The organism is Actinospineispora eucalypti (assembly GCF_039543365.1).
Taxonomy (GTDB): Bacteria; Actinomycetota; Actinomycetes; order Mycobacteriales; family Pseudonocardiaceae; genus Pseudonocardia; species Pseudonocardia eucalypti.
This window is the reverse complement of record NZ_BAABJP010000067.1, coordinates 1-12,433: the sequence shown is the minus strand read 5'-3', so window position 1 is coordinate 12,433 and position 12,433 is coordinate 1. Positions and strand designations below refer to the sequence as shown.

Sequence of the window (12,433 nt, the reverse complement as noted above, 5' to 3'; positions counted from 1 at the left end):
CTCGCCACTCACGAGCTCCGACGAAGGAGGAGCAAGAAATGAACGGCGCCCAGGCGTTGATCAACACCTTGGTGGACGGCGGCGTGGACGTGTGCTTCGCCAACCCGGGCACCTCGGAGATGCACTTCGTCGCGGCGCTGGACACCGTGCCCGCGATGCGCGGGGTGCTCGCGCTGTTCGAGGGCGTGGCCACCGGGGCGGCCGACGGCTATGCGCGGATGGCCGGCAAACCGGCCGCCGTGCTGCTCCACCTCGGTCCCGGCCTGGGCAACGGGCTGGCCAACCTGCACAACGCCCGCCGGGCGGGAACTCCGGTCGTGAACGTGGTCGGCGACCACGCGCTCTACCACAAGCAGTACGACGCGCCGCTGGAGTCGGACATCGACGCGCTGGCCGGGGCGGTCTCCGGCTGGGTGCGGCGCACCCAGCGGGTGGAGGACGTGGCCGCCGACACCCGCGCGGCGATCGCCGCCGCGAGCGGCCCACCCGGCCAGGTGGCCACGCTGATCCTGCCCGCCGACGTGTCCTGGACTTCGGGTGCACCGAATGTTGCAAATTCCCACGCAGAGCAAGGGGTGGCGCGCGCGGACGTCAGCGAGGCCGTGGCGGCGGCCGCCAAGGCACTGCGCTCGGGCGATCCCGGCGTGTTGCTGATCGGCGGCGAGGCTACCCGCGAGCCGGGTCTGTCCGCCGCCGCGCGGATCGCCGAGGCGACCGGGGCCAAGCTGCTCTGCGAGACGTTCCCGACCCGGTTGGAGCGGGGCGCCGGGGTGCCGGTGGTCGGCCGGCTGGGCTACCTGGCCGAGATGGCCACCTACCAGCTGGGCGGGGCGAAGCACCTGGTCCTGGCCGGCGCCAAGTCCCCGGTCACCTTCTTCGCCTACCCGGGCAAGCCCAGCGACCTGGTGCCGGACGGCTGCCAGGTGCACACCCTCGCCGGCCAAAGCGGCCCGGCCACCGACGCACTGATCGCGCTGGCCGACGAGGTCGCCCCCGGCACCACCGCCCCGCTCGCCCCGCTGAACCGCCCGGCCGCGCCGACCGGCGCACTCACCGCCGAGACCGCCGCCGCCGCGATCGGCGCGCTGCTGCCGGAACACGCGATCGTGGTGGACGAGTCGGTCACCAGCAGTTTCTTCCTACCCGCCGCCACCGAGGGCGCGCCGAGGCACGACTGGCTCACCCTGACCGGCGGCGCGATCGGCTACGGGCTGCCGGCGGCCACCGGCGCGGCGGTGGCCGCGCCCGACCGCCCGGTGTGGTGCCTGCAGGCGGACGGTTCGGCGATGTACACCATCTCCGCGCTCTGGACGCACGCCCGGGAGAGCCTGGACATCACCACGGTGATCTACAACAACAGCGCGTACGCGATCCTGCGCATGGAGCTGGAGCGGGTCGGCGCGGAAACCCCCGGCGCGAGCAACGGCCCCGGGCCGAAGGCCAGCAAGCTGCTCGACATCGGCAGCCCGAACCTGGACTTCGTGGCCATCGCCACCGGCATGGGCGTATCGGCCACGAGGGCGACCACCGCCGAGGAGCTGACCGCCGCTCTGGCCCGGGCGCGGTCCGAACCCGGCCCTCACTTGATCGATGCGGTGCTCACCCCGATGGGCTGAGTCGTTCGGTTCGGCGGCGGTTTAAAGATCAGCTTGGACGGGCGCGGCTCAGGATCTGGCTCGGTTCGGGTCCGGCCCGTTGCGTTTTCGGCGCTCGATCTCACTCCCTGTAGTCGCCAAGCGGGGCCGCAGCGGGCGCCCGTTCATCGAGCGCAAGCTGAGTCCGGTTTCGATCAAGAAAACACCGGACTCAGCCAGCACTCGGCGCGGCAGGCCCTCGCCGACCCCCACCAACCGACCACGGTGAGTAACGAAGCCGCACCGCCCCAACCGCCGGCCGGCAGCCGGAGGCGAGCCGCCCCCCACCGTCCCCGTCCAAGCCGTCCCTAGAACCCGCCCCGCACCAAACGCGCAGGTCTAAGCGTTCGACCAGGGGAAGACTGGATTCCCCGTCAGAGGTGGGCGCCCGGGCGGCTGGTGCACCGGTGCGGGAGTGAGCACCGGCGGGATCGGGTGCCGGACCGCCTTGCCCACGCGTGCGGTGACCTTCTGCCCGTGGTGGCGCAGGGTCAGCGGCTCGCCGTCCTGCAGCTTGTAACTCGCCTCGGAGGGACTGATGTCGACCCGCAGCTGCCGGCCCCGGAAGGTCATGCCGAACTTCAGCCGGGTCCAGCCGGCCGGCAGGCGCGGCGCGAAGGTGAGCGCCCCGTCGTGGTCGCGCATCCCGCCGAACCCGGCGACCAGGCCCAGCCAGACGCCGGCCAGGTTGGCCATGTGCAGGCCACTGCCGGTGTTGTGGTGCAGGTCGTCCAGGTCGGTCAGCGCCACCTCGCGCAGGTAGTCCTGGGCCAGCCGCATGTGCCCGATCTCCGCCGCGATCACCGCCTGGGTGCACGCGGACAGTGAGGAGTCCCGCACGGTGAGCGCCTCGTAGTAGGCGAAGTTGCGCGCCTTCTGCTCCGGGGTGAAGTAGTCGCCGCGCAGGTGCAGGGCCAGCACCAGGTCGGCCTGCTTGATCACCTGGCTGCGGTAGATGTCCCCGTACGGATAGTTCAGCAGCAGCGGGTACTTCTCCTTCGGCGTGTTGTCGAAGTCCCAGCGCTCGTGGTCGGTGAACCCGGTGGCCTGCGGGTGCACCCCCAGCCGCTCGTCGAACGGCACGTACATCGACTCGGCGGCCCGGCTCCACTGGTCCAGCTCGGCGCCGGTCACGGAGAACTCGCCGGCCTTGTCCGGGTACGCCTTGGCCACCCGGGCGGCACCGCGCAGGTTCCGCTGCGCCATCAGGTTGGTGTAGACGTTGTTGTCGGCCAGCGCGCTGTACTCGTCCGGGCCGGTGACCCCGTCGATCCGGAACCGGCCGGCCGCGTCGAAGTGCCCGAGCGAGATCCACATCCGTGCGGTCTCCACCAGGATCTCCAGGCCGTAGTCCCGCTCGAAGTCCAGGTCCTCGGTGGCGTTCACATACCGGAGCACGGCGTCCGAGACATCCGCGTTGATGTGGTACGCGGCGGTGCCGGCCGGCCAGTAGCCCGAGCACTCCTGCCCCCGGATGGTCCGCCAGGGGAAGGTGGCACCGGTGTGGCCGAGCTGCGTGGCCCGTTCCCGGGCCAGGTCCAGCGTGCTGTGCCGCCAGCGCAGCGAGTCCTTCGCCGCCTGCGGCGCGGTGTAGGTGAGCACCGGCAGAAGGAAGGTCTCGGTGTCCCAGAAGGTGTGGCCGTCGTAGCCCGAGCCGGTCAGCCCCTTCGCCGGGATGGCCCGCTGCTCGGCTCGCGCCCCCGCCTGCAGCACGTGGAACAGGGAGAACCGGATGGCCTGCTGCATCCGCTCGTCGCCGTCCAGCCGGACGTCGGCCCGCGCCCAGAACTCGTCCAGGTACCTGCGCTGCTCGGCCAGCAGCCCGTCCCAGCCGCTGTGCTTGGCCGCCGTCACCGCCGCCATCACCTGGCTGCGCACCGCCGGCCGGGACCGCTGGCTGGACCAGCCGTACCCGATCAGCTTGACCAGCCGGAACCGCTGCCCCGGCTCCAGCGTGGTGCTCAGCGTGACGCTGCCGGCGTCCGGGTGCGCATCGGTGGTGACCAGTACGTCGTCGTCACCGTCCCAGATGTGCTCCATCATCGAAGCCATGCGCAGCGCGCTGTGCCGGGTGCGGTGCACCAGCAGCACCCCGGTGTGGTTGGGGTACGTCTCCTCCGGCTCCAGCGGCGCCTCCATCAGCGCGGCCAGCCGGGGGTCGTTGCCGGGCGGGGGCAGCTGCTCGTTGGCCACCAGCTCGGACTGCAGCACGATCCGCGCCGGCGCGTCCACCGGGGTCACCTCGTACTGGATGGCCACGATCGAGCGCTGCACGAACGACACCATCCGGGTGCTGCACACCCGCACGCGTTGCCCCGCGGGGCTGGTCCACTCCAGGTCGCGGCGCAGCACGCCGTCCCGGAAGTCCAGGGTGCGCTCGTGCCGGTGCAGCTCGCCGTAGCGCACGTCGAACGGCTCGTCGTCCACCAGCAGCCGGATCAGCTTGCCGTTGGTCACGTTGATCACGCTCTGCCCGGACTCCGGATAGCCGTAACCGGCCTCCGCGTAGGGCAACGGGCGCAGCTCGTACAGCGAGTTCAGGTAGGTCCCGGGCAACGAGTGCGGCTCACCCTCGTCGAGGTTGCCGCGTAACCCGATGTGCCCGTTCGACAGGGCGAACAGAGACTCGGTCTGGGCCAAGAGGTCGATGTCCAACGTTGGTTCGACCAACCGCCATGAATCCACGCGGAGACCATCGCATGGACATCGCCGGCCACACATTCGGGCCATCGAACACACTGTGAATCGCTGTGCGAGCCACTCGGTGCGCCAACCGGTCGAGATTCACCCGGTCAATCGTCCAATCACCGCATCTGGCCCGCATCCGAACTCGATCAGCGCCGTTGAGCCTCTCATGTGTGCTAGAACACCCTCCGGACGCACGACTGACTAATGGCACTTGCTAGCACCGGGAACCAGGAGAAAACTGCCCCATGCGGTGGCTCTGGTGAACCACACGAGGCCCAACGGGCACGGAGAAGCGCTCGCCCGCTGGGCGACGCAAAACCGCCGTCCGGCCCGCGTGGGAGCCTGAGTGGGCCGATGATCACATACAGTTGATCCAACAGCAGCGCAATGTGATGAACACGGGTGGGTGAAGGTTGTTCGTGGCCAAGACGCTCAGCGAGATCGCGCCAGGCGATCACGCATGCGTTGTCATGGACAGCGACGAGCAGCACTGGGAGGTCGCGGCCGGCTATGTGGCCGGAGGCCTCGCACACGGTGAGAAGATCTTCTACTACGACGGCGGTCGCAGCACCGAGCCGTTGATGCGCCGGCTGCGCGAGGACAACGTCGACGTGGCCAGGCACATCCGCACCCGCCAGCTGACCGTGGTCCCGCCGGAGGTGACCAACCGGCTCTGGACGCTGCGGGTGGACGAGCTGAGCGCCATGGTCTCGCAGAAGGTGGGCGAGGCGCTGCGCGAGGGCTACTCCGGTGTCCGCATCGCCGAGGAGCCCACCGGCACCAAGCACCTGCCGAACGGCCACACGGTGGCGGAGTACGACCGCGCGCTGCAGTACAGCCTGCGCGGGCGTCCGATCACCCTGCTGTGTCAGTACGAGCGCGCCGACTGGTCGGCCCGCGCGCTGGACGAGCTGTGCGCCAACCACCACATCAAGCTGATCACCCCGGCGATCTACGACGACGGGTTGCTGCGGGTCACCCGGCAGGGCACGTTCCGGACCCGGGTGGCCGGCGAGGTGGACTTCAGCAACCGGCACCTGATCCGGGGTGTGATCGAGCGGGAGCTGGACGCCGCACTGCGCGCCGCCGAGACGAGCAGGGAGATCTCCGTACACCTGGAGTCCCTGCGGTTCGCCGACGTGACCGCGGTGGTGCAGTTCGTGCAGGCCGCCGAGGCATTCCCGGAGAGCCACAAGCTGGTGCTCTACGACGCGCACCCGCAGCTGCGCCGGGTGATGGACAAGTGCGGCGCCGCGTTCACCACGCAGTTGAGCCTGCGCGACCGGCGTGACCACGACGACCGGGACGAGATCGACGACGACGATGCCGACCAGGAGGACTGGGCAGAGCCGCTCGAGGGGACGTTGTGAGGTTCGAGAACACTCGCGCCGCGCAGCCCAGCAGCTTCGCGCACCGGGCCGCCTACTACTCGTCCGCCGAGGAGTTGGTCTCGATCGCCGCGCCCATCGCGGAGGCCGGCCTGCGCGGCGGCACCCCGGTCGCGCTGATCGCGTCCTCGGACACCGAACGGCGGCTGCGCGAGGCGCTGGTCGAGCCGGTCGGCCTGATCCACCTGCCGCCGCCGAAGCCGTGGATGCGCCGCTCCGGCCAGACCCTGGCCACCCGCCGGGCGCACGAGCTGCGCGACCTGGTCGACTGGGCCGGCCCGGTCACCGTGATCGCCGAGCACCGCGCGGACAACCCGGACGAGGACCCCAGCTCCTGGGTGGAGACGGACGTGGCGCTGAACCTGGCGCTCTCCTCCGCGCCGATCACCATGACCTGCCTTTATCCGGCTTCCCTTGCCGAGGGCCCGAAGCACCGGGCGGTGTTGTGGAGCCACCCGTGGCTGATCGACCCGGACGGCGCCATCCGGCGGAACACCGAGGTGCGGCAGCCGGCCGAGGTGCTCGCCGCCCACCCGGTGCCGGCGGCCTCCCGCCTGGGCACCCCGGACCACGAAATGACTTTCACCCCGTGGCAGCTGATCGAGCTGCGCACCTCGGTCGGCCGGGCGACCGACAAGCTGGGCATGGAGAAGGCCAAGGCCGACGACTTCATCATCGCGGTGAACGAGGTGGCGAGCAACGCGGTGGAGCACGGCCGGGGCCTCGGCACGCTGCAGATCTGGCAGCGACACGACCGTCTGGTGTGTGAAGTTCACGACACCGGCGCGCTCGCCGAACCGCTGCCCGGCCTGCGCCTGCCGCACCCGAGCGCGAGCCGAGGGCGGGGCGTCTGGATGGCCCGGCAGCTCTGTGACCTGCTACATGTCTGGTCGGACGGCAAGGGGACGCACGTCCAGTTGCAGGCGGTACTCAGCGGAAGCGGCTGATCCACGGCCGCGCCGGGGCGAACGAGACCCCGGCGGCGCCCGCATGTCACGAATGGGCGAAGATGATTCCCGGAACGGACCTAGGCAGCGCCGCGAACAGGGGGAAGACTACGGGGGCCGACCGCGCGCCCGCAGTGCCCGTACGCGTCGGCCGAAAAGCATGCGCCGGGGGATTTCCGCACTTCTGTGCGGCCCGCCGAACAAAAACGTGGGGAAAAAGAAATGCCTGATGGAAAGTCGGGCTGTGCCGCGCCGGCACGCCCGTCGAAGCTGCGTCTTCTCGGTTCTTTCGAGCTGAGGATCCCCCACGGCGCTGATACCACGGCATCCCCTCTGGAGCCGGACGAGCGCCGGCTGCTCGCCCTGCTCGCCATGAGCACCTCGCCGCGCCCGGCCGGCGAGCTGGCCGCGCTGCTCTGGCCCGGCCGGGACCGGGACACCGCCCTCGGCACGCTGGCCGGGGTCTGCGACTCCCTGGGTGACCTGGTCACCGAGGTGACCGTCGGTCCCGTCACCGGGCTGCGGCTGGCCGAAGGGCTGGACGTGGACGTACAGCGGGCGTTCGCACTGCTGCGCGCCTGGGAGCAGCAGCGGTGCGCGGCCACCTTCCCCGCCGCCGACGAGCTGATCGGCCTGCTCAGCCAGGACCTGCTGCCGGGCTGGACCGACGAGTGGGTGCAGCCGGAGCGGGAGCGGTTCCGCCAGGTCCGGATGCACGCGCTGGAGTCGCTGTGCCGCCGCCTGACCGACGTCGGAAGGCACGAGCCGGCCATCCGGGCCGGGCAGCTGGTGGTCACCACGGACCCGCTGCGGGAGAGCGCCCGGCGCGCGCTGATCGAGGCGCACCTGGCCGCCGGCAGCGTTTCCGAGGCGATGCACCAGTACGAGGCGTTCCTGGAGAACTGCGCCAAGCTGGGCATCGTGCCGGCCGAGTTCAACACCTTCTTCCCGCCCTCGCCGGCCTGGCCGGTGCTGCACGTCCGGCGGCCCATCCACCCGGGCGGCGGCCCGATCGGCCGGGGCATGCGGATGGACCCGGCGCCGCGGCGCGCGCAGGTCGGCATGGGCGCCGGAGTCCGCGGCTGAACCGCGTGCGATAACTGACCGGGCAACACCTTCCGGCCCTTCTCAGCGTAGAGTTCGACCAATCATGGTCAGGAAGGGGCGGGTGGCCCGACGCCGGACGGTCATCGACCTGCCGGCGCGCTTGTTGCTGGTCGCGGTCATCCTCGCGGCGAACGTCGCGGGCACCATCGGCACCATCGGGTACTCGCTGTGGGTGCTGCCCAAGTCACCCGGCGAGCTGTCCGACCCCCAGCGCGTGTTGATGCTGAACCTCACGGTGACCCTCGCCTACCTGGCGGTGAGCATCGTGATCGGCCTGATCACGCTGAAGTTGATGTTCCGCGCGCGGGTCGACGACCCCCGGCACGAACGCCAGCTGGTGCTCCACGGCCCGCTGCGCGTCTCGCTGATGCTGATGATCAGCTGGTTGGTCGGGGCGGTGGTGTTCGGCGTGCTGAACGGCATGTTCTCGCTCCGCCTGGGCCTCGGGGTCGCGGAGACCGTGCTGGTCGGCGGCATCACCACCTGCACACTCTGCTACCTGCTGGCCGAGCGCATCCTGCGCCGCGCGGCGTCACGGGTGCTGGAGGGCAACCCGCCCCGCCCCCGGTTCCGGGCCAGCGTGCTGGCCCGGCCGGTGTTGTTCTGGGCGCTGGGCACCGGGGTGCCGGTGAGCGGGCTGGCGCTGACCGGCCTGCAGGTGCTGATCTACCGGGACGTGCCGGCCGAGCAGCTGGCCGTGGTGGTGCTGGCCGGCTGCGTGGCCGTGCTCCTGATGGGCTTCCTGACCACGGTGGGCTCGGCGCGCGCGGTGGCCGACCCGGTGCGCACCGTGCGGCTGGGCATGCAGAAGATCGAGCGTGGCGAGCTGGACGTCTCGGTGCCGGTGTACGACGCCACCGAGCTCGGCCAGCTGCAGGCCGGGTTCAACACCATGGCCGGCGGGCTGCGCGAGCGGGAGCGGATCCGCGAGCTGTTCGGCCGCCAGGTGGGCCAGGACGTCGCGCACGCCACCACGAGCAGCGAGGAGGTGCGGCTGGGCGGCGAGGTGCGCACGGTCGCCGTGCTGTTCGTGGACCTGGTCGGCTCCACCACGCTGGCCCACGAACAGTCCCCCACCGAGGTGGTCGCGCTGCTCAACCAGTTCTTCGGGGTCGTCGTCGACGTGGTGGAGAAGTGCGGCGGCTGGATCAACAAGTTCGAGGGCGACGCGGCGCTGGCCATCTTCGGCGCGCCCAACGACCTGGACAACCCGGCCGGGCGCGCCCTGAACGCCGCCCGCGAGCTGGCCAAACAGCTCAGCATCGAGGTGCCGCAGCTGTTCGCCGGGGTCGGCGTCTCCGCCGGCGAGGCGGTGGCCGGTTACGTCGGCGGGGTGAACCGCTACGAGTACACCGTGATCGGCGACCCGGTGAACGAGGCCGCGCGCCTCACCGAGCTGGCCAAGAACGTGCCCGGCCGGGTGCTGGCCGCGCGCGGCGCGGTGGTCATGGCCAACGCCACCGAGGCCCGCCGCTGGGAGCTGGGCGACGCGGTCACCCTGCGCGGCCGTTCCTCCCCGACCCGCCTGGCCACCCCGGTGCAGCGGCGCCGCCGACCGCCCCGGGCGACGGCCGAGCCGACCGAGAGCAGCGTCAGCGGAACGGGCATCGACGCCGTCACCCGACTCGACCCCGAAGGCGCCACCGCGTCCTGACCGGGGATCGGGCACCATCGAAAGCGACATGAACCTCACCGAGAAGCTTCCCGACACCGCCGACGCGGACGCGCTCTACGACGCCTTCACCCTCTGGACCACCGAGCAGGGCATCACGCTCTACCCGGCGCAGGAGGAGGCGCTGATCGAGATCGTGTCCGGCTCCAACGTCATCCTGGCCACGCCCACCGGATCCGGGAAGAGCCTGGTGGCCACCGGGGCGCACTTCGCCGCGCTGGCCCAGGGGATCCGCAGCTTCTACACCGCGCCGATCAAGGCGCTGGTCTCGGAGAAGTTCTTCGCGCTGTGCGAGGTCTTCGGCGCCGAGCAGGTCGGCATGATGACCGGCGACTCCAGCATCAACCCCGGCGCACCGATCATCTGCTGCACCGCCGAGGTGCTGGCCAACATCGCGCTGCGGCACGGCGGCGAGGCCGACGCGGAGGTCGCCGTCGGCCAGGTGGTGATGGACGAGTTCCACTTCTACGCCGATCCGGAACGGGGCTGGGCCTGGCAGGTCCCGCTGATCGAGCTGCCGCACACCCAGTTCCTGCTCATGTCGGCCACGCTGGGCGACGTCACCCGGTTCAAGGAGGACCTGACCCGGCGCACCGGCCAGCCGACCACCGTGGTCAGCTCCGGCGAGCGGCCGGTGCCGCTGATGTTCTCCTACGCCTCCACGCCGCTGCACGAGACGGTGGAGGAGCTGCTGTACACCAAGCAGGCGCCGGTCTACGTCGTGCACTTCACCCAGGTCGCGGCGATCGAGCACGCCCAGGCGCTGATGAGCATCAACGTGTGCAGCCGGGAGGAGAAGGACCAGATCGCCGAGCTGATCGGCGGTTTCCGGTTCGCCGCCGGGTTCGGCCGCACGCTGTCCCGGCTGGTCCGGCACGGCATCGGCGTGCACCACGCCGGCATGCTGCCCAAGTACCGCCGGCTGGTGGAGCGGCTCACCCAGTCCGGCCTGCTCAAGGTGGTGTGCGGCACGGACACCCTGGGCGTCGGCATCAACGTGCCGATCCGCACCGTGGTATTCACCGGGCTGGTGAAGTACGACGGCACCCGCAGCCGGATGCTCAACGCCCGCGAGTTCCACCAGATCGCCGGGCGGGCCGGCCGGGCCGGATACGACACCGTGGGCACCGTGGTGGTGCAGGCCCCGGAACACGTGGTGCAGAACCAGAAGGCGCTGGCCAAGGCCGGCCAGGACCCGAAGAAGCGGCGCAAGGTGGTGCGCAAGCAGCCACGCGAGGGCGAGATCTCCTGGAGCGAGGCCGCCTACGAGCGGTTGGTCGCGGCGCAGCCCGAGCCGCTGCGGTCCAGCTTCCGGGTCAGCCACGCGATGCTGCTGAACGTGATCAACCGGCCCGGGGACACCCTGGCCCACATGCGCCACCTGCTGGAGGACAACCACGAGGACCGGCCGGCCCAGCGCAAGCACATCCTGCGCGCAATCGCCATCTACCGCGCGCTGCTGGCCGGCGGCGTGGTGGAGCAGCTGCCCGAGCCGGACACCGACGGCCGGCGGGCCAAGGTCACCGTGGACCTGCAGATGGACTTCGCGCTGAACCAACCGCTGTCCCCGTTCGCGCTGGCCGCCGTCGAGCTGCTGGACCGGGAGTCGCCGGACTACCCGCTGGACGTGCTGTCCGTCCTCGAGGCCACCCTGGACGACCCGAAGCAGGTGCTGCTCGCTCAGCGCTCGGCGGCCCGGCGGGCCGCGATAGCCGAGATGAAGGCGGACGGGCTGGACTACGACGAGCGCACCGCCGCCCTGGAGGAGATCAGCTGGCCCCAGCCGCTGGCCGAGGAGCTGGACGCGGCCTACCAGACCTACCGGCGCGGCCACCCGTGGGTGGCGGACTTCGAGCTCTCCCCCAAGTCCGTGTCCCGCGACCTCTACGAGCGGTCCATGACCTTCGTCGAGTACATCGGGCACTACCAGCTGGCCCGCTCGGAGGGCCTGGTCCTGCGCTACCTGACGAACTCCTACAAGGCACTGCGCCAGACAGTGCCCGAGGAGGCCCGCACCGAGGGCCTCGCCGACCTGATCGAGCTGCTCGGCGAGCTGGTCCGCGAGGTCGACTCCAGCCTGCTCGACGAGTGGGAGAAGCTGGCCAACCCGGACGCCTCGAAGGAGGCCGCCCCGGGCGCGGCACAGCCCCGACCGGTCACCGTCGACCCCCGGGCACTGCGGGTGCTGGTGCGCAACGCGATGTTCCGCCGCGTGCAGTTGGCCGCCCGGAAGCAGTGGTACGAGCTGGGCGAACTGGACCCGTCCCGCACCTGGGACGCCGACCAGTGGCAGCTCGCCCTGGAGCCCTACTTCGAGCAGTTCGACGAGATCCGCACCGACGCGCACGCAAGAGGCCCGGACCTCTTCCGCATCACCGAAGCGGACGGCCGCTGGGAAATCCACCAGGTCCTGGACGACCCCGACGGCTACCACGAATGGTTCATCTCCGCCGACCTAGACCTGGAAACCTCCCACACCACCGGCACCCCCGCCCTAAAAGTCACCGGCGTCCAACGCTTCTAGCCGCTGCCCACCCACTCGGCGAGTCGGGGATCTAGGTACGGCGAGTCGGGGATCTGAGTACGGCGAGTCGGGGATTCGTGCCCAGTGCGTCAGGAACTCGAGTTGGTTGCTGCCTGCCTCAATGTCCGAGCGTGCGACTACCTAGAGTCGAAGTCCGGCCGGTTCGCCTGGCTGCCTTCATCGAGATGGACACCATGGTCGGCTGCTCTCACTTGCCACGACCACAACGTCCATCTCGACGTGGCGGGCGGTTCGGCGAGCGAGCAGGCGCAGGAATCGACGTCAGCACCCAGCTCCGCCGGCCGACCGGGTCAAACCCGCACCGCGGTCGAACACCCCGCGCGGTACCCACCAACACCGTACCCAAATCCCCGACTCACCGTACCCAAATCCCCGACTCGCCAGGTGGGGGTCTATCCCGTGATCGGTGTTTCCGGCGGTTCGGTTAGTAGCTCTCAGCTGCCGGCCAGCGG

General features: G+C 70.7%; 7 protein-coding genes. 6 read left to right on the top strand and 1 reads right to left on the bottom strand.

Translation table 11 applies throughout. The annotated features are described in order from the left end of the window. The first annotated feature begins 38 nt into the window (after window positions 1-38). Window positions 39-1,616, top strand: coding sequence for an acetolactate synthase large subunit (locus tag ABEB12_RS40045; RefSeq protein WP_185060703.1), 1,578 nt, complete (start codon window positions 39-41; stop codon window positions 1,614-1,616). 357 nt (window positions 1,617-1,973) lie between these two features. Here ABEB12_RS40045 and ABEB12_RS40040 read toward each other — a convergent pair whose 3' ends face one another. Beyond that, a complete protein-coding gene (locus ABEB12_RS40040) occupies window positions 1,974-4,319 on the bottom strand; it encodes a glycoside hydrolase family 65 protein (RefSeq protein ID WP_345703565.1) in 2,346 nt (781 codons plus the stop codon). 422 nt (window positions 4,320-4,741) lie between these two features. Here ABEB12_RS40040 and ABEB12_RS40035 point away from each other — a divergent pair, with 422 nt between their 5' ends. From ABEB12_RS40035 to ABEB12_RS40015, 5 genes are all read left to right on the top strand, one after another. Beyond that, on the top strand, window positions 4,742-5,692 hold the full coding sequence (locus ABEB12_RS40035; RefSeq protein ID WP_345703564.1) for an MEDS domain-containing protein: 951 nt from the start codon (window positions 4,742-4,744) through the stop codon (window positions 5,690-5,692). Further along, complete coding sequence (locus ABEB12_RS40030) at window positions 5,689-6,657, top strand: ATP-binding protein (RefSeq protein ID WP_185060701.1); 969 nt, start codon at window positions 5,689-5,691, stop codon at window positions 6,655-6,657. The genes ABEB12_RS40035 and ABEB12_RS40030 overlap by 4 nt, the downstream gene beginning before the upstream one ends. Window positions 6,658-7,029: 372 nt before the next feature. Further along, a complete protein-coding gene (locus tag ABEB12_RS40025; RefSeq protein ID WP_185060700.1) occupies window positions 7,030-7,743 on the top strand; it encodes a BTAD domain-containing putative transcriptional regulator in 714 nt (237 codons plus the stop codon). A gap of 64 nt (window positions 7,744-7,807) precedes the next feature. Then, a complete protein-coding gene (locus ABEB12_RS40020) occupies window positions 7,808-9,418 on the top strand; it encodes an adenylate/guanylate cyclase domain-containing protein (protein ID WP_221497681.1) in 1,611 nt (536 codons plus the stop codon). Window positions 9,419-9,446: 28 nt separating this feature from the next. Then, window positions 9,447-11,960, top strand: coding sequence for a DUF3516 domain-containing protein (locus ABEB12_RS40015; RefSeq protein ID WP_185060699.1), 2,514 nt, complete (start codon window positions 9,447-9,449; stop codon window positions 11,958-11,960). Window positions 11,961-12,433 lie beyond the last annotated feature (473 nt).

Excerpts from the sequence above, each read along its gene's own strand:
- ABEB12_RS40020 (WP_221497681.1), top strand. The coding sequence starts at position 7,808 with ATGGTCAGGAAGGGGCGGGTGGCCCGACGCCGGACGGTCATCGACCTG.
- ABEB12_RS40015 (WP_185060699.1), top strand. The coding sequence starts at position 9,447 with ATGAACCTCACCGAGAAGCTTCCCGACACCGCCGACGCGGACGCGCTC.
- ABEB12_RS40025 (WP_185060700.1), top strand. The coding sequence starts at position 7,030 with ATGAGCACCTCGCCGCGCCCGGCCGGCGAGCTGGCCGCGCTGCTCTGG.
- ABEB12_RS40045 (WP_185060703.1), top strand. The coding sequence starts at position 39 with ATGAACGGCGCCCAGGCGTTGATCAACACCTTGGTGGACGGCGGCGTG.